This is a genomic window from Vreelandella andesensis (genome assembly GCF_003989795.1).
Classification (GTDB): domain Bacteria; phylum Pseudomonadota; class Gammaproteobacteria; order Pseudomonadales; family Halomonadaceae; genus Vreelandella; species Vreelandella andesensis.
Genome location: NZ_RZHG01000019.1, coordinates 137368 through 157289 on the forward strand (window position 1 = coordinate 137368; position 19922 = coordinate 157289).

Annotated in this window: 19 protein-coding genes; 12 read left to right on the forward strand and 7 right to left on the reverse strand. The window is 53.2% G+C overall.

The features are described from left to right. Positions 1-91 precede the first annotated feature (91 nt). The gene (gene aqpZ, locus ELY33_RS10205; RefSeq protein WP_126947628.1) at positions 92-841 is read left to right on the forward strand and encodes an aquaporin Z; all 750 of its coding nucleotides are present in this window, start codon (positions 92-94) and stop codon (positions 839-841) included. Here aqpZ and ELY33_RS10210 read toward each other — a convergent pair. Further along, a complete protein-coding gene (locus ELY33_RS10210; RefSeq protein WP_126947631.1) occupies positions 838-1449 on the reverse strand; it encodes a DNA-3-methyladenine glycosylase family protein in 612 nt (203 codons plus the stop codon). The two genes, aqpZ and ELY33_RS10210, sit on opposite strands and share 4 nt — an antisense overlap. A 200-nt stretch (positions 1450-1649) precedes the next feature. Here ELY33_RS10210 and ELY33_RS10215 point away from each other — a divergent pair, with 200 nt between their 5' ends. Beyond that, positions 1650-2849 (forward strand): MFS transporter, encoded by a 1200-nt coding sequence (locus ELY33_RS10215; RefSeq protein WP_126947633.1) that lies wholly within the window; start codon positions 1650-1652, stop codon positions 2847-2849. Positions 2850-2857: 8 nt separating this feature from the next. Here the strand turns inward: ELY33_RS10215 and ELY33_RS10220 are convergent, their stop codons facing one another. Then, on the reverse strand, positions 2858-3553 hold the full coding sequence (locus ELY33_RS10220) for an extensin-like domain-containing protein (RefSeq protein ID WP_126947636.1): 696 nt from the start codon (positions 3551-3553) through the stop codon (positions 2858-2860). Between the two features lie 204 nt (positions 3554-3757). Here ELY33_RS10220 and gmk point away from each other — a divergent pair, with 204 nt between their 5' ends. From gmk to ELY33_RS10240, 4 genes are all read left to right on the forward strand, one after another. Beyond that, on the forward strand, positions 3758-4390 hold the full coding sequence (gene gmk / locus ELY33_RS10225; RefSeq protein ID WP_126947639.1) for a guanylate kinase: 633 nt from the start codon (positions 3758-3760) through the stop codon (positions 4388-4390). A gap of 89 nt (positions 4391-4479) precedes the next feature. Further along, on the forward strand, positions 4480-4740 hold the full coding sequence (gene rpoZ / locus ELY33_RS10230) for a DNA-directed RNA polymerase subunit omega (protein ID WP_126947642.1): 261 nt from the start codon (positions 4480-4482) through the stop codon (positions 4738-4740). A 44-nt stretch (positions 4741-4784) separates the two neighbouring features. Further along, positions 4785-6917, forward strand: coding sequence for a RelA/SpoT family protein (locus ELY33_RS10235; protein ID WP_126947646.1), 2133 nt, complete (start codon positions 4785-4787; stop codon positions 6915-6917). A gap of 137 nt (positions 6918-7054) precedes the next feature. Then, positions 7055-7444 carry a RidA family protein gene (locus ELY33_RS10240; RefSeq protein ID WP_126947649.1) on the forward strand — a complete coding sequence of 130 codons (390 nt, stop codon included), beginning with the start codon at positions 7055-7057 and terminating at the stop codon, positions 7442-7444. A 114-nt stretch (positions 7445-7558) separates the two neighbouring features. Here the strand turns inward: ELY33_RS10240 and ELY33_RS10245 are convergent, their stop codons facing one another. Then, on the reverse strand, positions 7559-8440 hold the full coding sequence (locus ELY33_RS10245; RefSeq protein WP_126947652.1) for an SDR family oxidoreductase: 882 nt from the start codon (positions 8438-8440) through the stop codon (positions 7559-7561). 159 nt (positions 8441-8599) lie between these two features. Here ELY33_RS10245 and ELY33_RS10250 point away from each other — a divergent pair, with 159 nt between their 5' ends. Together ELY33_RS10250 and recG are read left to right on the forward strand one after the other, a co-directional pair. After that, positions 8600-9529: a hydrogen peroxide-inducible genes activator gene (locus tag ELY33_RS10250; RefSeq protein ID WP_126947655.1), complete on the forward strand. Its 930-nt coding sequence runs from the start codon at positions 8600-8602 to the stop codon at positions 9527-9529. Continuing rightward, positions 9526-11604, forward strand: a complete 2079-nt coding sequence (gene recG, locus ELY33_RS10255; RefSeq protein WP_126947658.1) for an ATP-dependent DNA helicase RecG — start codon at positions 9526-9528, stop codon at positions 11602-11604. The genes ELY33_RS10250 and recG overlap by 4 nt, the downstream gene beginning before the upstream one ends. Before the next feature lie 14 nt (positions 11605-11618). On the opposite strand, the gene yccS is transcribed toward recG, so the two are convergent. The 4 genes from yccS to ELY33_RS10275 form a co-directional block, all read right to left on the reverse strand. Further along, the gene (gene yccS / locus ELY33_RS10260; RefSeq protein ID WP_126947661.1) at positions 11619-13850 is read right to left on the reverse strand and encodes a YccS family putative transporter; all 2232 of its coding nucleotides are present in this window, start codon (positions 13848-13850) and stop codon (positions 11619-11621) included. A gap of 259 nt (positions 13851-14109) precedes the next feature. After that, positions 14110-14466: a hypothetical protein gene (locus ELY33_RS10265; protein ID WP_126947664.1), complete on the reverse strand. Its 357-nt coding sequence runs from the start codon at positions 14464-14466 to the stop codon at positions 14110-14112. Next, entirely contained in the window at positions 14466-14738 is a 273-nt protein-coding gene (locus tag ELY33_RS10270; RefSeq protein ID WP_009723279.1) for an HU family DNA-binding protein, read from the reverse strand. Before ELY33_RS10270 ends, ELY33_RS10265 begins: the two co-directional genes overlap by 1 nt. 103 nt (positions 14739-14841) lie before the next feature. Continuing rightward, complete coding sequence (locus ELY33_RS10275; protein ID WP_126947667.1) at positions 14842-16035, reverse strand: NAD(P)/FAD-dependent oxidoreductase; 1194 nt, start codon at positions 16033-16035, stop codon at positions 14842-14844. 87 nt (positions 16036-16122) lie between these two features. Here ELY33_RS10275 and ELY33_RS10280 point away from each other — a divergent pair, with 87 nt between their 5' ends. From ELY33_RS10280 to phoR, 4 genes are all read left to right on the forward strand, one after another. Further along, positions 16123-16734 carry a chorismate--pyruvate lyase family protein gene (locus ELY33_RS10280; RefSeq protein ID WP_340148113.1) on the forward strand — a complete coding sequence of 204 codons (612 nt, stop codon included), beginning with the start codon at positions 16123-16125 and terminating at the stop codon, positions 16732-16734. Positions 16735-16768: 34 nt separating this feature from the next. After that, the gene (gene ubiA / locus ELY33_RS10285) at positions 16769-17659 is read left to right on the forward strand and encodes a 4-hydroxybenzoate octaprenyltransferase (RefSeq protein ID WP_126947673.1); all 891 of its coding nucleotides are present in this window, start codon (positions 16769-16771) and stop codon (positions 17657-17659) included. A gap of 108 nt (positions 17660-17767) precedes the next feature. Then, positions 17768-18457 (forward strand): phosphate regulon transcriptional regulator PhoB, encoded by a 690-nt coding sequence (phoB, locus tag ELY33_RS10290; RefSeq protein ID WP_126947676.1) that lies wholly within the window; start codon positions 17768-17770, stop codon positions 18455-18457. A gap of 2 nt (positions 18458-18459) precedes the next feature. Further along, positions 18460-19767 carry a phosphate regulon sensor histidine kinase PhoR gene (gene phoR, locus ELY33_RS10295; protein ID WP_126947679.1) on the forward strand — a complete coding sequence of 436 codons (1308 nt, stop codon included), beginning with the start codon at positions 18460-18462 and terminating at the stop codon, positions 19765-19767. Positions 19768-19922: the final 155 nt, after the last annotated feature.

A 19922-nucleotide genomic window follows, 5' to 3' on the forward strand; every position in this document is an offset into this window, starting at 1 on the left:
AGTAACACGCATGATTAATAAGTGCTGTTAATCATAATTAGTTTGGTTCGCGCAGTGTTCCCAGTGGTGTGCGGGCACTAAGGAGAAAAAAGTGAAAAAGTACGCAGCGGAGTTGATTGGTACGTTTTGGTTAGTGCTGGGTGGCTGTGGCAGTGCGGTATTGGCAGCGGCTTTTCCGGACGTAGGCATTGGCCTATTAGGGGTGTCGCTGGCCTTTGGTTTAACGGTTGTTACCATGGCGTATGCGATTGGGCATATTTCGGGCTGCCATTTAAACCCAGCGGTATCCGTGGGGCTTTGGGTGGGTGGGCGCTTTCCTGCTAAAGAGTTGCCTTATTACATTGGCGCGCAAGTGCTGGGGGCGATTATTGCTGGTGGCGTGTTGTATCTCATTGCAAGTGGCCAGGCAGGGTTTGAGGTGTCGGCTGGGTTTGCTTCTAATGGGTATGGCGAGCATTCGCCCGGCGGTTACAGCTTGACGGCGGCGCTACTGGTTGAAGTCGTGATGACCATGATGTTTATTTTTATCATTATGGGGGCAACCGATGGTCGTGCGCCGGCGGGCTTTGCGCCGTTGGCCATTGGTTTGGGTCTAACGCTTATTCACCTAATTAGCATTCCGGTTACCAATACTTCGGTAAACCCCGCGCGCAGTACGGGCGTTGCTTTGTATGTGGGCGATTGGGCGACGGCGCAGCTGTGGCTGTTTTGGGTGGCGCCAATGATTGGCGCGGCGTTAGGGGCATTGGCTTACCGCTTTATCGCTCAGCCTGAGGCGCTTATAGCACCGCCATCGCCTTCTGATCATGACGATGATCTGGCGGGTAAGGTCGCTCCTTAAAGCGGTTCACCACGGTAGTAGTGCCATAAAAATAGCGATCCCACGCTGCGCCAGGGCGCCCAGTGTTCGACTAGCTGGCGAGCCTGTTTAGGCGTGGGTTTGTCTTCCCGCTTTTTTAAGCGGCCAAGCGCCACACGTAAGGCAAGGTCATCGGCGGGGAATATATCGGGTCGTTGGAGTGAAAACATTAGGTAAATTTCGGCGCTCCAGCGGCCAAAGCCGCGCAGTTGAGTGATGGCGGTAATGGCCTCGTCATCACTTAGCATGGCCAGTCCATCGGCGCTGAATGTGCCTGCAAGCTCTGCTTCCGCTAGCCCTTTGGCATACTCAACTTTACGCCAGGAAAGCCCTGCATCACGCAGCGCTTGGCCTTCAACGCCTATCACTGCTTCCGCATGCAATTCAGGTAGCACTGCTTTCACACGGCGCATAATAGCGCGGGCTGCTTCGGTTGAAATCTGCTGGCTCACAATCGTACTAAAAAACGTTGCGAAGCCTTGGTCGCGTTGGCGTGGTGCAGGGGCACCCACGAGTGGGTAGGCACGGGCAATATCCGGGTCGGCCTTAGCGAGTGCCTCCATGGCGTGCTCGATAGTCTCTGGTGTCATGAACGTCTCGCCTGTTTAACAATTTAAAAACACATTAACAAAGTTAGGACATTAGCGGTGTCGCTTCTAGGCGTCATCTCTTTCGCCCGCTAACTTTTTTGCTGGTGAATATTTCTACTTTTGTCTAATCCTGCGATCATTTGCCGCTATACAAGACCGTTTTGATAATAGGCGTTGAGTGCGCCCAGGGAGCAACGTATATGCAGGCGGCGTCATCGGGATTGGCACGTAACCCGCGGTTGGCAGAAGTCGCGTTGGCGTTAGGTGGGTTTGGTATTGGCACCAGTGAATTCGTCATCATGGGGTTAATGAACCGTGTTGCGGAGGATCTTGCCGTCACGGTGCCTCAGGTAGGCTATGCCATCAGCAGCTATGCCCTTGGTGTGGTGGTCGGTGCGCCGTTGATTTCAGCCTTTGCGGCGCGGGCGCCTAAGCGGGCGTTGCTCATTGTACTGATGCTGGTGTTTGCCGTTGGTAATATTGCCAGTGCGATGGCACCGGGGTTCTGGTCATTTGTAGGGCTGCGTTTTCTCGCTGGTTTGCCTCATGGGGCTTATTTTGGCATCGCCGCTTTGGTGGCTGCGGGAGCCGTGCCGGTCGATCAGCGGGCACGGGCTATTTCACGAGTAATGATGGGCTTAACGTTGGCAATCTTGGTTGGCGCGCCGTTAGGCACGTGGACAGGCAATTTGTTTGGCTGGCAAGTTGCCTTTGCAGCGGTAGGCATTATTGCGTTGTTGACGGCGTTACTGATTCGTCTTTGGGTACCTGTGCAGCCGTTTGATGCCTTAGCAAGCCCGTTGCGTGAGTTGTCGGCATTGATAAAGCAGCGTGTGCTAGTGACGGTGGCCATTGCCTGCATTGGCTGTGGCGGGATGTTCTCAATTTTTAGTTATGTGATGCCCACGCTTACTCAGCAGGCGGGTATGAGTGAAGCACTGGGGCCGCTAGTGCTGGTGATCTTTGGGCTTGGTTCTATCGCTGGCAATTTAATTGGCGGCCGAGCAGCGGACAACAATCTAATGCGTGCGATTCCCGCTATCTTGGTGTGGTGCGCGGTGATTCAGGGGTTATTTTATTTTGCTGCCAACAACGTTTGGACGGGACTGCTATTTGTCGGGTTAGTCGGGACGAGTATGGCGCTAGCACCTGCGCTGCAAACCCGTTTAATGGATGTGGCAGACGATGCTCAAACCATGGCCGCTTCGCTTAACCATGCGGCCTTTAATGGCGCCAATGGATTGGGGGCGTGGCTAGCGGGGCTGGTGATTAGCGCAGGCTTCAGCTGGTCGAGCACGGGGTTAGTCGGTACCGGTTTAGCTCTTTGCGGGCTGGTAATTTTTGCTTGGGGGCGCTGGCTTGAAAAGCGTACTTTCCGGCCTGCCGAGGGTTACCACTGACACTAGATTTAGCGACAAAGCCTAAAACCGCGCATACCTAAGTGAAAATGATCAGCATGCGCGGCGTTGTAGTCTGGCCCCAACACGTTGCCAAAGGTGCCGCAGGCACCATCCCTAGCCGCTCTTAGAAACTCACCCGTTTCGCCTTCGTTATCCCAGTGATTGATCAGTGTAATACGCTGGCCATTTTCAAACTGAAACCCCACCACATCCAGTGCTTCAGCGGTGGCATGTTCACTGCGCCTACCTGTTTCGCGGCCATAGACATTACGGCAGGCAAAGCTACCAACATGATTAACCTGGGCCACACGGCTACCCATGATCTCCTGGGCGGCAGGCTGCAGGGCGTGGCGTTCATACATTACCCAGGCCAGCGCCATCGGGCAGGTCGCCACAAAGCTTTGATTAAAACGAACGCTACTAGACTGCATACGCACAATATTAGTAAGAGGGCAGCTAGCGGCTGGGGAATAATCGGCCAACGGCGTGTAGTGAAGCTCGTTGTCTGGCACGGTGTCTAGTGCAGCTAAGCAGGCTTCCCGGTCATTGTTTAGACGTTTGAGCTTGAGGTGGGTGATGGGCGTTAGTGGGTCATCGATATAAAGCGGCGCCCAGGGCGCCCAATGACGGGGAATCTCAATCAGCCCTTTTTGGAACGCTACTCCCAGGGCAATTAAGCACAAAATAATGATCGTACTGCGCATAACGACCTCCTTGTGAGCGCGCTGAAACGCTACCGTCCCGAAACGCTACAGTCCATAGCACAGGTGTGCGATACTGCGCGCATATTTTTGCACCATACTTGATGAACATTACAATGCATTGCCGTTGCTTTGTTTATCCTCGCTTACGATCTTTCGTTGACTATTATTTCGCTATTTATCTTTTGCTAATTAGGGAAGCGCTTCATGTCCCAGGGTACGCTTTTTATTATTTCTGCCCCGTCGGGTGCTGGTAAAACCAGTTTGGTTCGTGAGCTGATCGAGAACCTGGATGGCATTCAAGTATCGGTATCGCACACCACGCGAGCTAGGCGCGAGGGAGAAGTGAATGGCGTGAACTACCATTTTACGAACATAGCCGACTTTGAAGCGATGATAGAGCACGGTGAGTTCTTTGAGCATGCCAAGGTCTTTGATAATTACTACGGTACGTCTCGCTGTGCAGCGCAAACCGTGCTGGACGCAGGGCAGGACGTCATTTTAGAGATCGACTGGCAAGGTGCTCAGCAAGTACGCGAACAAATGCCTTCGGCGGTGTCGATTTTTATCCTGCCGCCCTCGCGCAGCGAGTTAGAGCGTCGTCTTTCTAGCCGAGGAACAGATGAGCACGCCGTGATTGCTCGGCGTATGCGCGATGCGGTCAGCGAGATGTCTCATTTTGATGAGTATGACTATTTAGTCATCAATGATGATTTCACCACCGCACTGCAAGCGTTGCAGTCGTTAGTGATCAGTCGCCGCTTAACACGCGAGTCGATGCAGGTGCGTCATGCGCCGCTGCTCGATGCGCTCTTGTCACAGGCGCCTAGCGTCGAGTAATCTAGCAGGTTCCATTACCACTTTTTTTGCTGGGCCAGTCGCGTTTAACCACAACGCTGGCCCAGCGTCGTCATTATAGGAAGGCCCCCATGGCTCGCGTAACCGTTGAAGATTGTCTGGAACATGTTGAGAACCGCTTCAAGCTGGTAATGATTTCTACTCATCGTGCGCGCCAACTTGCCCGCGGCTCCCGTGAAGCGCAACTGCCCTGGGAGAATGATAAACCTACCGTTATGGCACTGCGTGAAATTGCCGCCGGCCTTGTGAACCACACCGTGTTAGATGAGCCGGTTGAAGCTGCGGTTCGTGCGCGTCCTGCGATGACACCTACCACGCATATCGACGACTAGGGTTTGATAGAGACTGGACTTAGTAGCGACTAGGGGCGCGGTAAATGTTCACCATTGATGACCTGGCCGATCGACTCGGCGGCTATTTACCTCCAGACGAGATCCAGCAGGTCAAACGCGCTTTTTATTACGCTGAGCAAGCCCACGACGGCCAGCGCCGTCGTTCTGGCGAGCCCTATGTGACTCATCCGTTAGCGGTTGCTAATATCTTGGCTAATATGCACATGGATCATCAAAGTTTGATGGCCGCTATGCTGCATGATGTCCTTGAAGACACAGGTGTTTCGAAAAAGGCGTTGTTGGCGCAGTTTGGTAAGCCTGTCGCCGAATTGGTTGATGGTGTTTCCAAACTGACCCAGATCACCTTCGAAGACAAAGCCGTTGCCCAGGCAGAAAATTTCCAGAAAATGGTGTTGGCGATGTCGCGGGATATCCGCGTCATCATCGTTAAGTTGGCTGACCGCCTGCATAACATGCGCACGCTGGGTGCTCTACGACCAGATAAAAAACGTCGTATTGCCCGAGAAACACTGGAAATCTATGCCCGCATTGCCGGGCGTTTAGGCATCAATACGATTCGCGTTGAGCTGGAGGACCTCTCTTTCCAAGCCCTTCATCCCATGCGGGCAGAACGCATTAAGCGCGCGGTAGCCAGCGCCAGGGGTAACCGTCGTAGTGCGATGCGAGAAATTCAATCATCGCTACAGCAGAGCCTGGATGACGAAGGGCTTAAAGGTACCGTGATCGGTCGGCAGAAACACTTGCTGTCGATTTATAAAAAGATGCGCGACCAGCGTAAGCCGTTTGCAGACATAATGGATGTTTTCGGTTTTCGCATCATTACCGAAGATGTCGCTAGCTGCTATCGCATCTTAGGCGTAGTGCATAATCTCTATAAGCCCGTACCAGGGCGGTTTAAAGACTACATCGCTATCCCGAAAGCCAACGGCTATCAAAGTCTTCACACCACCCTGTTTGGCCGGGGCGGGATGCCGATTGAAGTGCAGATTCGTACCCGTGAGATGGAAGCGATGGCCAATAACGGCATTGCTGCCCACTGGCTCTATAAAGCAGGACAAACCACGCATCCTATTGCGGAAGGTAGCCATGCCCGCGCCCGAGCTTGGGTAAAAGGGTTGCTGGAAATGCAGCGCCATGCGGGTGATTCGCTAGAATTTATTGAACACGTCAAAAACGATCTTTTTCCAGACGATATTTACGTTTTTACTCCCAAAGGCGACATCATGGAGCTGCCTCAGGGCGCGACGGTGATCGACTTTGCTTATAGCGTACACACCGATATCGGCAATAATTGCATCGCTTGCCGCATCGATCGTCATCTAGCGCCGCTTTCGACTCGCCTTGAGAGTGGTCAAACGCTGGAAATCATTACTGCCCCTGGGGCACGGCCTAATTTGGCATGGCTCAACTTCGTAACAACGGCAAAAGCGCGCTCCGCGATACGTCATGCATTGAAGCACCAGCAGCAGGCAGAAGCGGTTATTTTTGGGCGGCGGCTGTTGAATAAAGCGCTGGCGCCGTTTGAAACCAGCCTGGAAGAGCTGGATGAAAGCGTTTTTGCTAGAGCATTTAAAGAGCTGGACGTTAGTTCGCTAGATGCGTTGCTAGAATCACTTGGCTTGGGCAATCGTTTGGCTCATGTAGCGGCGCGTCGCTTAGTGGATGTCGCCCATGGCGAAAATACTGACTGTGTGCTCAGTGCGGATAGCGAAAAAGCAGTCGTTATCAGCGGCAGTGAAGGCATGGTGATTAATTTTGCCCGTTGTTGTCATCCATTGCCGGGCGACCCGATCGTCGGCCACTTGTCAGTTGGCAAAGGGCTGGTAGTACATCGCAGTGAATGCAAAAACCTTGGCGATCGTAAAAACGACCCAGAGAAGCTATTTGCACTTGAGTGGTCGGATAACATCAATGAAGATTTTCCGGTCGCGCTGCGCATTGAAATTGAAAGTCGTCGTGGGCTTGTGGCTGAGCTGGCTGGCGTGGTGACCGATGCTGATGCAAATATCGAGCGTATTGGCATTGAAGAGCGTGATGCTCGGCTTTCCATCGTAAATTTAACCTTATCAGTAAAAGGCCGAGTGCATCTTGCGAGCATTATTAAACGCATTCGCAACCTTCATAATGTCGGCAAAATAACCAGAATGACCAATTAATCACCCGTTAGTTTGCTGCTAGCCATGCGCTGGCACCAACTGCTATGGCGGGCCATAAGCATTAATGTTTAACGCTATCACCATATCGATAACTTACGTCTAAAAATACGTTAATTACGACAGGAGAGTGCTATCTCATGAGCAACAAAGCGGTTATTAATACTGAAAAAGCCCCCGCTGCAATCGGCCCTTATTCCCAAGCGATTAAGGCTGGCAACACAGTGTATCTTTCGGGGCAGATCCCGCTGAACCCAGAGACAATGGAAATTATCTCTGATGACTTTGAGGCCCAAGCGCGCCAAGTATTTACCAATCTGCAGGCGGTTTGTGAAGAAGCGGCCGGTACGCTTGGTGATATCGTCAAGCTCAACTTATACCTTGTTGATCTGGATAACTTTGCGATCGTGAACAAGGTGATGGAAGAGTTCTTTTCATCACCTTTCCCTGCCCGCGCGGCGGTTGGTGTTAAGGCGTTGCCTAAAGGCAGCCAAGTAGAAGCGGAAGCCGTGATGATTATCGGCGACTAAGCCTCTGTGCCTGACGTCTCCAATAAAAAAAGCGAGCACTCTATTATTCAAGTGCTCGCTCTCTTTTAAGTTAGTGCGAAAAAAAGAGCGCCAAGGTCGTTAGTATCAAATCGGTTAGGCTTTTTGTGGTGCTAAGAAACCGCCTTCTTTTAATACCTGTGCGTAGCCTTCTTTGTAGGTCGGGTAGCGAAACTCATAGCCCGTTTCACGGATACGGCTATTATCGCAGCGTTTGCTAGTTCGACGGCGCAGAGGCGACTGCATGGTCTCGGTAGATTCAACCTTGAGCTGTTTAGCTAACCACGCCATCACGTTATGCAGGGTGACTGGCTCGCAGTCGCTGCCTAGATAAAGGTCGGCGAGTGAGTCGCCCTTTTCCTGGCAGCGAATTAAATGCGCTAAAATGCCGGTGCAGTCATCACGGTGAATACGGTTGGAATAGCTGACCGGCGTGACAGCGGCAATACGACCTTCCGCCACCTGATGAATCAAACGATCGCGGCCAGGGCCATAAATACCGGAAAAGCGCACGACTGTGCCGGGAATTGAATGGTTAATTAGCGCTTGTTCGGCATCGCACATCAGCTTTCCAGAAAAGCTGGTTGATCCGGTTGGGCTATCTTCGCTAACGACTTCGCCTTCCTGCTGGCCGTAGACGCTGGTCGACGACACAAAAAAGACGCGTTTCGGTGGCGTTTTATGCTGTTCTAGCACACCAAGTACGCGCTTTAGGCCATCCGGATAGGCGCTTTGGTAAGCACTTTCCTCGAAACGGTCAGCACTGACGGTATAAATAACATAGTCAGCGTGAGGCAATGCGCTAGCATCAGCGCCTTCAAGATCGTTAAGATCAAGCGCCAACGGCTCAATGCCGGTGTCCTTTAATGCGTCGACCTGACGGCGTACGCCGATAACGTGATGTCCTTCACTAAGTAACTCACGTCCGAGCGTGATGCCGATATCGCCGCAGCCAATAATCAGTACCGTTAGCTTCACCTTGGTCACTCCTCTTGATTAATATTCCTTATCAGATACAAAGTCCCTATGAGATGTGCCATCTTCAATAGGGTTTGTTTGTCCCTTTCCATCTCGCTATCACGATAACATGTAACGAGCTGTAACGATCTGCAACGAGAGGATGCCACTGGCACCACTATGACTTTAACAGAACTACGCTATATCGTAACCCTTGCTCAAGAGCGCCACTTCGGACGCGCCGCTGAACGTTGCCATGTTTCACAGCCAACACTCTCGGTGGCGGTGAAAAAGCTTGAGGATGAGCTTGATACGCCGTTGTTTGAGCGTTCCAAATCAACCGTCCAAGTAACCCCGTTGGGGGAGAAAATTGTTGCCCAGGCCCAGCGGGTGCTGGAACAGAGCCGGCTTATCTACGAAATGGCGAATGCTGGAAAAGATCAGTTGGCTAATCCGCTGCGCATTGGCGCTATTTATACGATAGGGCCGTATTTATTTCCCCATTTGGTGCCGGCACTGGCAAGCGCCGCGCCGCAAATGTCGCTATATATCGAAGAAGGTATGACCGGCTCGTTGCGGGGGAAGCTGCGCAGTGGCGAGCTGGACGTCATTATCGTGGCCCTTCCTTTCACAGAGACCGACGTGGTCACCAAACCGATTTACGATGAGCATTTTGAAGTATTGATGCCCGCTAGCCATCGCTGGGTAAGCCGTGACGCGATTCGTAAAGAAGATTTGTTGGAAGAGCGGTTGTTGCTGCTTGGCGAAGGGCACTGCTTTCGCGATCAAATTTTAGAAGCCTGTCCGGCAATCACGCAAAAGCTTAACAGCCCCAATAATACGCTGATTGCCGAAGGTGGCTCGTTAGAAACCATTCGTCACATGGTTGCTTCAAAACTGGGTATTACGGTACTGCCACAGTCAGCGCTGGGAACGGATCAGTATGAAAACGCCATGCTGGTGAGTCGCCCATTTGTTGAGCCTGCGCCTTCGCGTACCGTGGCCATTGCGTGGCGGGCAAGCTTTCCTCGGCCAAAAGCGATTGATGCGCTCGCTAAGGCGATCAGCCAATGCCAACAACCTGTGCATAATGCTAGCCCATCCTCATGAGTGACCTTTCTGCACCGGTTTCGTCGCTAAAAGGAGTTGGCGAGGCGCTTGCGTTAAAGCTAGCGCGATTGGGCATCGCGTGTGTCAGCGACCTGCTATTTCATCTGCCGCTGCGCTACCAAGACCGTACACGGGTAACGCCTATTGGCCTGCTGCGCGCGGGAAGTGAGGCGGTGATAGAGGGAGAAGTCACTGCGTGTGACGTTGTGAAGGGACGCAGGCGTAGTTTGTTAGTCCGAGTGCGTGACGGCAGCGGTATTTTAAGCCTGCGATTTTTCCATTTTTCGCCTGCCCAGCAGCAACAAATGCGCCCAGGGGTCACGGTCCGCGCGTTCGGGGAAGCTCGCGCGGGGGCAACAGGGCTGGAAATTTATCACCCGGAGTATCGGCTAAGCGGCGGTAGCGACACACCGGTTGAGGAGTATTTCACGCCGATTTACCCCACCACTGAAGGGCTGCATCAGACCCGTTTACGCGCACTAACTCAGCAAGCACTTGCGCTATTAAAACGCTCTCCTGAGTTGCTGCCGGACGTGATTCCAGAGGCACTATGCCAGCGGTTCAACCTGCCTGGGTTGCACGCTAGCCTGCAACTGCTGCATCAACCGCCACCGGATGTAGACATAGAGCAGCTTGCCCATGGCTATCATCCCGCCACGCGCAGGCTAGCGCTAGAAGAGTTGCTGGCTCACCAGCTCAGCCTGCGCGAAGTGCGGTTACGTATTCAGGCAGACGGAGCACCCTCGCTGCCGTCTGGCCGTAGCCTGCAAACCCGCTTTTTAGCCCAGTTGCCGTTTGCCCTGACAGGCGCACAGCGTCGCGTGCTGGAAGAGGTTACACTCGACCTTGCGCGCCCCGCGCCGATGCTACGGCTCGTGCAGGGTGACGTTGGCTCGGGGAAGACCGTGGTGGCGGCGATGGCAGCGCTTTCAGCGCTGGCGGGTAATTGCCAGGCAGCCATGATGGCCCCAACGGAAATCCTTGCTGAGCAGCACTATCGCTCGTTTAAGGCTTGGTTTGAGCCGCTGGGCATCGAAGTGGCTTGGTTGGCGGGCAAGCTAAAAGGTAAAACGCGGTTAGATGCTAAAGCCGCCATTGCCGATGGGCGTGCTCGCATGGTGGTGGGTACTCACGCGCTGTTTCAGAACGATGTGCACTTCCAGTGTTTAGGGCTGGCGATTATTGATGAGCAGCACCGCTTTGGCGTTCATCAGCGCTTGGCGCTGCGCGAGAAAGGCGAAGCCGGTGGGCTAACACCACACCAACTGATCATGACCGCGACGCCGATTCCCCGCACGCTGGCCATGAGCGCTTACGCCGATTTAGATGTCTCGGTGATTGATGAGCTGCCGCCAGGGCGTACGCCAGTCAAAACCGTGGTGGTGTCGGATGAACGACGGCCTGAAGTGGTTGAACGTATTCGTAATGCCTGCAGCGATGGGCGCCAAGCTTACTGGGTGTGCACGCTGATTGAAGAGTCTGAGGTGTTGCAGTGCCAGGCCGCCGAAGTCACTCGCGATGAACTGACTCAGGCGCTGCCTGAGCTCGCCATTGGGCTGATTCATGGGCGTATGAAGGCCAGCGAAAAAGTTGAGATCATGGAGGCCTTCAAAACGGGCGAGCTTGACCTTCTCGTGGCCACCACCGTGATTGAAGTGGGTGTGGACGTACCGAATGCCAGCCTGATGATTATCGAAAACCCGGAACGCCTGGGGCTTTCACAACTGCACCAGCTGCGCGGCCGGGTAGGGCGCGGCAGCACCGAAAGCTTCTGCGTGTTGCTTTACCACCCACCGTTATCGAAAAGTTCGCGCGAACGGCTGGGCGTGATGCGCGAAACCACCGACGGCTTCCGCATTGCCGAGAAAGACCTGGAAATTCGTGGTCCAGGGGAAGTCCTCGGCACTCGCCAAACCGGCCTTGCCCAAATGAAAATTGCTGATCTTGAGCGCGACGCCGACCAGCTAGAGCGGGTTACCGACCTTGCCCAGGCCCTTCAAGGCAATGCGGACGTCACGGCTGTATTAGTGCGGCGTTGGCTAGGCGAAGCCGCCGGACGCTACGGGCAGGTGTAAGCGTTAGTCAACGTTTAAGCAGCGGTGCTCGCTTCGCGGTGATGCTCTACCGGGGCGTTAGTTAAACGGTTGGCGGCGTCACCAAGGGGGCCTAGCTGTGCGGCGATTAGGCGTAGTTGGCTTTGAATGGGGCGGTAAAGGGACATGGCTTTTTCGTTTTCATTTGAGCTCTTTTTATCGAGAGAATCTGAGGCATTCTGCTCCAGCTGCGCGAGAAGGTCGTTAACTTGATCAGCTAAAGGCGTGACGGGCTGGCGCTTTTTGAGCTGTTCGGCCAGTTGTTCCAGCAGCTCGCTAATGCGCTTGGCAAGAGGCACTAAGGCAGCGTCGTCTTCATCGTCTGCTAACCGATGGCGGTGAGCACCAAGGGCAGATAAATGGCTTAACAGCGTGTTAGACAGCACTAGAAAACGTAGGCTGCTGTCTGCGTCTTGTTTGCGGTAGTGACCTGGCTCGTGGAGCATGTTGGTGATCAGCGTTGAGAGCGCTGCATCAGCATTATGAGCGTTACGGCGGGCTAACCGGTAAGCCAAATCGTCCTGCTTTCCCTCTTCGTACTGGTGAACAATTTCATCCAAATAGCGGCGGTGATTGGTGAGCACATTAGCGGCTTCTCGGTATAGTTTCCGCCCCTGCCAGTCGGGCAGAATAAAAAATACCGCGAGCCCTGCTATCAGCGAGCCAATCAGCGTATCGAATAGGCGCGGCCAAATTAGATTAAAGCCATCGCCGACCTGATTAAAGCTGCACAGTACTAGCAGTGTGATCGAGGCGGTGGCGATTATGTAGTGACGTTCGCGGTTGGCAAAAAAGCAGACGCCTGCTGCCACCGCAATCATGCTTTGAATGCTGGCTTGGGGAAACAGGCTAATGGATGCCCAGCCGGCAATGAGGCCAAGCACTGTGCCTAGGATGCGTTGCGAGAGAAAACGTCGTGTGGTGGCAAAGTTTGGACGGCAGACGAATAGTGTGGTCAGCAAAATCCAAAAACCCTGCTCAGGGTCGAGCCACTGGAGCAGCCCATAGCCTACTAACAGCGCAGTAGACAAACGCACTGCATGACGAAACGTAGGAGAACCCAGCGTCAAATTTAGCCGAATGCGTTTCCACGCTTCTAACACGCTAGAGGGGGAACGGTCGTAAAGTGAGCTATCATGATGGCCGTCGTCGGTGTCAGGATTGTGGGCACTGGCAATCTGCGCTTCCAAGGTAGTGAGATTATCGGCCAACGCGTTGAGCGGGTGCATGAGCGGACGCCACTCCGGCTTACCGCGTTCGCTTAGGTTGTCGATAGACGCGCGCAGATCGGCGAGCGCCTGTTCGCTCTGTTCATGACCAAAGGGGCGGTTAAGCAGCAGCGATTTGGCTAGCTGACGGCAGGCGCGGCCTTGCTGGTCTAGGAGTCGCTGGCAACGAAACAGGACGTCATGGTGAAAAAACGCTTCGGTGAGCGCGCTATAAGGGTAGTGAGTTGAGCTTGCGCGTTCGTGAATATCTTGAGCGATAAAGTAAATCTGTAGGTAGCGGTTCAGCTTGCGGCTGCCACGCTGCCCTTCCAAACGGCGGAAAATCATCTCTTTCGCTTGGTTAAGGGCATCGACGACCTTGCCGTTTTGCCTGGCGAGAGCGACGCGCCGCGCCTCTAGATCTACCCCGCGGACAGGCTCAAACAGTGCAGACTTCAATATTAAAAACTCACCCAGCGCTTTATATACCCGCGCCATGCTTTGTTTAACCGGCTGGCGCGAAAAAAAGCCGCACCATAGAATCGAGATAACCCCGTACCATGCGGCACCAGCAAGCAATAGCAACTGCCGAGCAGCCACGTCTTCATCCACGCCACCGTGCTGTTCAATGTTGATCATTGAATAGATCGATAAGATTAAGGTACCCGAGGCAATGGTCGCGTACCGCTGACCAATAGCCCCCAGCATGATTAAGGTGAAAGTAGACACCGCTAGCCCAACCGCAAATAGCCATGGCCAGGGAAAAAGCCACTGCACGACAAAGGATGCTGATGCAAAACAGGCAAGTGTGACCACCAGCGCCTGTAATCGGCCCTGCCAGCTGTCATCGGTTTCAGAAAGCGCACTTGCAATAATGCCCAAAAACAGCGGAATCACCAACGCGACATCACCTGAAAAACCGCTAAATAGCAGTGCCCCGCTGAACGCGATAAATACGCGCAAGCTATAAGCAAACTTATCTAGGGTCCATAGACGCCGCAGGGGCAATGAAATAGGCATAGAGTCTCTAATGGCTCGCTTTTTTAGACTTTAGTTTAATGCGTAGTATAGAGGGAAGTGTGTGCGTTTGTCTTTTAACAATAGCTCAACGTGTTTCCATTGATGGCTGATTTGAATGCAGGCCTAACAAGCGTGAGGTTTGTCTGCGAAGGGCTGTGTCTGCGAAGGGCTGGTCAGCAAGAGCCAGACAGCGGGAGACAAGAGTGGCAGTAAGAGGAATCACGAAGAAACCCGCCACCCTGAGGTGGCGGGTTAGTTATTACATATTTTTCAGTAGCTTTTGCAGCTTATTCATATCGGCGGAGTCGCCCACTAGGCGAACTTCTCCAGCGACCATACCGTCCAGAAATGCTTGTTGCGTCGGCTTTTTAAGGATTTTCAACGCAGCATCCTGATCGCGGAAACGAAGCTCAAGGTCTAGGTCAACGGGTAGCCCTTTGCCGGTAACAATGCCTTTCGGCGACATTCGATAATACCGGGCAATGCTTAGGTCTTCCGTGGCTACACCCCAGTCTAGGCCGCGCATTCGCTCAAGTTGTTCACGAAAACGCGGCTTGCGGCGCAGGGCTCTTTTGAGCAGTAAGCTCAGTAGCCACAGCGTCAGCTTGAGTTTCATTAGGAAACGGCGTCCTTAAGGGCTTTGCCTGGTTTGAACGCAACGTTTTTGCTGGCAGGAATCTGAAGAGGCGCGCCAGTTTGTGGGTTTTTGCCGGTGCGTGCGGCACGCTGGCGCACGGTAAACGTTCCAAAACCAATGAGAGCAACATCTTCGCCTTTGGCAACGCTGTTAGTAATTTCATCCAAAATAACGTTCAGGACTTGGCCTGCTTTGTCTTTGGATAGATCTGCGCTCTCAGCAATTGCGGCGGCGAGTTCAGGTTTGCGCATAAAGGTATCTCCCTATGTGAAAATCAAGCGTAAGCTCATCAGTGTTGTTAGAAGCACTGCCTAGCTGGTTAGCTTTTTAGCCTAGCCGTGAAGACGGCGAGAATCAGCCTAGCAGCGCGGGTGCTACTCTGGAAAGCTCCACTTTCCTTCTCACGCAGCTGCCTGTCAACGCAAATCCAATCAAACGTCCGTCTTTATTTTCAGCAATTGCTGTCAATTCACTCCCTTCTCCCTCGATTCGCCACTGCGCCGGGGTCGTTGCCGGTGGGTAGGCAACCAACGGTAGTAATGGCGTTTTTACAATGACTGGCCACGCGCCAAAGCTGACGCTGGTGGGGTTTCCTGCGAGTGTTGAGGCCAACGCTTTTACGCTCGCTTGCAAGGGCTGTACGTACATAGCGTTAACTCCCTCAACGCAAGCTACATCCCCTAAGGCAAATATGTTTGGTTGAGAGGTGCGTAATTGGCGATCCACCACAATACCGCGTTGGGTAACCGCCAGTCCGGCGGATTCTGCAAGCTGCGTACGCGGGGCTAAGCCGGTGGCGAGTAACGCGATATCGGCGGCATAACGGTCGCCATTATCAAGGCAGAGTGAGAGGGCGTTATCTGCGTCAAGCGCCAGCGTTTGCAGGTTATGCCCTAGCGCAAGTTGGATGCCTGCTTCTTGGAATGCATTAGCCAGCGCCTGGCCCAGCGGTTCGGGGAGCAGGCGTTGCAGCGGTGTGCTTTCTGGGGCAATGAGGGTGACGTAATGGCCACCAGCATGAAGATCATTGGCGAACTCACAGCCCACCAGACCGGCGCCGACAATGGCGACACGTGTAGGCGTTGGCCCTAACGCGGCATAAAAGCGGCGGTACTCGTCTAAGTCATTTACTGTAAAACATCGCTTGGCGACGCTTTCGGGCACGCTGAAGGGCGTACGGGGCGCCGCGCCAGTGGCTAGCACGAGATCGTCATAGTGCAGTTGCTGGCCATTACTGAGTTCTACGCATTGTTTATCCACATGCAGTTGGACAACCTGAGTGTGGGTAAGTAGCTCTGCATTTAGCGCTTCTGCGACGTCGCGGGCGTCATGTTGGGCGAGTTGGCTTGGCGTTAAGCGTTTCGCAAAGCCCGTAGAGAGCAGCGGTTTACTGTAATCATCACCACTATCAGCACTGATTAGGGTAATGGCACGTGTATCGCCTTGTCGGCGTAGGGCGCGTGCAAGGCCAATCCCCGCCATGCCGGTGCCAATAATAATCAGCGCTGAACGCGAAGAGGAGGAGAGCGGTGTCTCGTGTGCGGGCATGTAGTCACCAAAAGTCGGTAGAACAAAAGCCTGTAAGGGCACCATGTTACACTAGCTTTCTGAATATTGACCGCCTTGGAGACCCCGGTGATCGCCCCTACTTTTCGGCAAGCCTCCCTATTTTCTGACCAGTTATGTTCTTACCAACCATGTTCTTACCAGCTATTTCCTCACTGGCTCCCTGTTGCTGCAGCTCGTCCTGGGATGAGCGCTTCGTGGTGGCAGTGGGTGGCGTCGACGGATTCTTTGACGACGCGGCTAACTGTTGCGGGCGGTGCAAAAGCGTTTCGGGTGCACTTGTTACGTCAAACGATTGGCTTACCCCGGCGTGATGAGGCGCTAGCGCTGGGAATTGAGCCGCGCCGCTATGCGTGGCTGAGAGAGGTGGCGCTGTGTCTGGATGATACGCCCTGGGTGGTTGCGCGCTCAGTAGCGCCACTCAGCCAATTACAAGGCAAGGGGTTAGAGGGGCTTGGCGAGCGTTCATTAGGCAGTTGGTTGTTTCGTCAGCCTGACTTGGTGCGCGGGCCGCTCTATGCCACCCGCCATCAGCCACGCTTTGTCGCCGAGCAATGCGCTTCTCTTTTAGGTAGCGTATGGGGGCGGCGTTCAGTGTTTCAGCACAGTGGGCTGTCGCTATTGGTTCAGGAATACTTTTTATCGAGCATGGCAGATGATCTTGGCCTGCCTTCGCGCTAGGCTATCGCTAGCGTTTTCTTTTTGAGAGGTAAGCATGGACCGTTCTGTGTTGCGGCCAACGGGATGGGCCCGAGTGGCAGATTTCTTACATTTAATGCGGTTGGACCGCCCGATTGGTACTTGGCTATTGATGTGGCCCACCTTATGGGCACTGTGGATAGCGTCAGAGGGCGTGCCCGGGCGGAATGTGCTGCTGATCTTTATTGCTGGCGTATACGTTATGCGTGCCGCGGGTTGTGTGGTCAACGATTATGCGGATCGCCATTTCGATGGTCATGTGAAGCGTACTAAGCATCGTCCGTTAGCCACCGGACGCATTAGTGAAACCGAAGCACAGCTGCTATTTATCGCGCTGGTAGCTACCGCTTTCATTTTAGTGTTGTTGACCAATTGGTTTACGGTGCTGCTATCGATAGGTGGTGTGGTATTAGCGTTTATCTACCCGTTCATGAAGCGTTATACCCACTTTCCCCAAGTGGTGTTGGGGGCTGCATTTTCTTGGGCGATCCCTATGGCATTTGGTGCAGTATTGGGCCACGTGCCGTTTGAAGCGTGGTTGTTGTTTAGCGCGAACGTGCTTTGGACGGTTGCCTACGATACTCAATACGCCATGGTCGACCGCGACGATGATCTTAAAATTGGCATTAAATCTACTGCGGTCCTGTTTGGTAGCGCTGACCGTCTGATAATCGGTGTGCTACAAGTGGCAACACTTGGGCTGCTTGCCTGGGTAGGATGGCGCGTTGGTTTAGGCAGCTTTTTCTGGCTTGGGTTAGCCGCTATGGCCGCTACGTTTGTCCATCAACAGCGGTTAATTGTTGATTGTGAGCGCGACCGCTGTTTCCAGGCATTTCTTAATAATCACTGGTCGGGCTTGCTAATTTTTGCAGGTATTGCGCTCAGTTGGTGGCCAATAACTGGCTAAATACCCGCTATGTCATAGAATTGTCATCAAGTCATGGTGTTATCGTCATAGACATGTCTTTGAACTATTTTTTGAACTAGTTTTCATTGAACACCGTGAGGCCCTGGAATGACCGCCAAGACCGTTTTGATTGTCGATGATGAGGCGTCTATCCGCGAGATGATCGCAGTGGCGCTGGAAATGGCTGACTATCGCGTGCTTGAAGCGGATAACGCCCAGGATGCCCACACGATGATGGTTGACCACCAGCCAGATCTACTCTTATTGGACTGGATGATGCCGGGGACGAGTGGTATTGAGCTTGCAAGGCGCTTAAAGCGTGAAGAAGCCACTGCCGAAGTACCGATTATTATGCTGACCGCTAAAGGTGAAGAAGATAATAAGATTCAGGGGCTTGAGGCCGGGGCGGATGACTACATTACCAAGCCTTTCTCCCCCCGCGAACTGGTGGCGCGCCTAAAAGCGGTATTGCGACGTACAACGCCTCGTGGTGTGGAAGACCCTATCGAAATTAATGGCTTGCTATTAGACCCGGTGAGCCACCGCGTAAGCGCTTACGGTAAGGCGTTGGAAATGGGGCCGACGGAGTATCGTTTACTGCAGTTTTTTATGACCCATCAAGAACGTGCCTATACCCGTAGTCAACTGCTCGACCAAGTGTGGGGCGGTAACGTATATGTTGAAGAGCGGACGGTAGATGTTCATATCCGACGTTTACGCAAAGCCTTAGGTGAAGCTCACCAGAGTCTCATTCAAACGGTGAGAGGCACTGGGTACCGTTTTTCTGCGCGGGTGTAACGGTGCGCTTGTGGAGCAGGGAACTATGGCGGATTGCATGGTTAGCTGCCCTAGGCGCTTGTCTGGGGGGGTTGCTGGGTCTGCCAGGACTTGGATTCGCTGCGGGTCTTGCCATTTGTTTAGTTTATCAACTGCGCCAACTGCGCGCGCTATTCAAGTGGCTAACGCTTCATCCCCATGATGAACCCCCTGCCGCTAGCGGCATGTGGGGCGAGCTTTTTGATCGGCTGTATCGCTACCAAAAGAGCCAGCGAATTACCCAGAACCGCTTACGTGCCACCTTAGCGCGTATTCAGGAATCATCAGAGGCAATGCGTGACAGTGTTGTCATGCTAGACCGACACGGCGATCTGGAGTGGTGGAACAGCGCCGCCACAGAAATGCTGGGCCTGCAAACGGCTCACGACCGTGGCCAGCACATCACCAACCTACTTCGTGATCCTCGATTTATCAGCTATTTCAACGCGCGTAAATACGGTGAGCCGCTGACCTTAACGTCACCTATCGATGAACGGCGTATCCTTCAATATCAAATTACCCTTTATGGCGATGATGAACGCTTGGTAATGGCGCGAGATATTACCCGCTTACATCGTTTAGAGCAGATGCGGCGTGACTTTGTCGCCAATGTTTCCCATGAACTGCGCACACCGCTAACAGTACTGACAGGTTATTTAGAAACCTACGGTGATTTGAAAGAGCAACTTCCACCACGATTGGGCCGAGGTATTGCTCAGATGGAAGAGCAGACTAAGCGCATGCAAAACCTCGTCAACGACTTGCTCTTGCTTTCGCGATTAGAAATTGATCAAGGAGGAGGGGATCATCATCCGCTGGCGTTAGGGCCAATGCTCGACAGTGTCCGTCGCGATGCATTAGCCCTCTCTAATCAACAGCACAATGTTCAAGTCGTGCTTGAGAGTGATGCGCAGTTAATTGCCAGCGAGCAGGAACTGCATAGCGCTATTTCTAATCTTGCTTTTAATGCCGTGCGGTATACCCCGCAAGGCAGTCATATAACGCTTCGCTGGAAAACGCTACCCAATGGCAGTGCTTGCATTGAAGTCGATGATGACGGCGAGGGGATAGATCCTGTACATATTCCACGCTTAACTGAGCGCTTTTATCGTGTTGATAAAGGACGTAGTACGGCAACCGGTGGTACAGGCCTTGGGTTGGCGATTGTGAAACATGTGTTGCTTAGACATGATGCTTTTTTACAAATTGAATCCCATCCTGGCGAAGGGGCTCTCTTTCGCTGTGTGTTTCCGTCATCCCGCGTTGTCGAAAGCGAGCCCCACCTCGCTTAATGCTGTTTGAATACAGATGCTGTACAAGTGTGTCATGCTGTCATACAAGTATGGTCAAATAATGCTCATGTGCCATTTCTAACCATTTTTTTCTCTTAATTTGAAAGACTTAAAATCGTTCTGTTGATTTACTTTTGTTGGTTAAATCCTTGTTT

What these genes read in the sequence shown, in the direction of transcription:
- ELY33_RS10210 (WP_126947631.1), bottom strand. Translation starts at nt 1,449, where the DNA reads ATGACACCAGAGACTATCGAGCACGCCATGGAGGCACTCGCTAAGGCC.
- ELY33_RS10215 (WP_126947633.1), top strand. Translation starts at nt 1,650, where the DNA reads ATGCAGGCGGCGTCATCGGGATTGGCACGTAACCCGCGGTTGGCAGAA.
- ELY33_RS10220 (WP_126947636.1), bottom strand. Translation starts at nt 3,553, where the DNA reads ATGCGCAGTACGATCATTATTTTGTGCTTAATTGCCCTGGGAGTAGCG.
- gmk (WP_126947639.1), top strand. Translation starts at nt 3,758, where the DNA reads ATGTCCCAGGGTACGCTTTTTATTATTTCTGCCCCGTCGGGTGCTGGT.
- rpoZ (WP_126947642.1), top strand. Translation starts at nt 4,480, where the DNA reads ATGGCTCGCGTAACCGTTGAAGATTGTCTGGAACATGTTGAGAACCGC.
- ELY33_RS10235 (WP_126947646.1), top strand. Translation starts at nt 4,785, where the DNA reads ATGTTCACCATTGATGACCTGGCCGATCGACTCGGCGGCTATTTACCT.
- ELY33_RS10240 (WP_126947649.1), top strand. Translation starts at nt 7,055, where the DNA reads ATGAGCAACAAAGCGGTTATTAATACTGAAAAAGCCCCCGCTGCAATC.
- ELY33_RS10250 (WP_126947655.1), top strand. Translation starts at nt 8,600, where the DNA reads ATGACTTTAACAGAACTACGCTATATCGTAACCCTTGCTCAAGAGCGC.
- recG (WP_126947658.1), top strand. Translation starts at nt 9,526, where the DNA reads ATGAGTGACCTTTCTGCACCGGTTTCGTCGCTAAAAGGAGTTGGCGAG.
- yccS (WP_126947661.1), bottom strand. Translation starts at nt 13,850, where the DNA reads ATGCCTATTTCATTGCCCCTGCGGCGTCTATGGACCCTAGATAAGTTT.
- ELY33_RS10265 (WP_126947664.1), bottom strand. Translation starts at nt 14,466, where the DNA reads ATGAAACTCAAGCTGACGCTGTGGCTACTGAGCTTACTGCTCAAAAGA.
- ELY33_RS10270 (WP_009723279.1), bottom strand. Translation starts at nt 14,738, where the DNA reads ATGCGCAAACCTGAACTCGCCGCCGCAATTGCTGAGAGCGCAGATCTA.
- ELY33_RS10275 (WP_126947667.1), bottom strand. Translation starts at nt 16,035, where the DNA reads ATGCCCGCACACGAGACACCGCTCTCCTCCTCTTCGCGTTCAGCGCTG.
- ubiA (WP_126947673.1), top strand. Translation starts at nt 16,769, where the DNA reads ATGGACCGTTCTGTGTTGCGGCCAACGGGATGGGCCCGAGTGGCAGAT.
- phoB (WP_126947676.1), top strand. Translation starts at nt 17,768, where the DNA reads ATGACCGCCAAGACCGTTTTGATTGTCGATGATGAGGCGTCTATCCGC.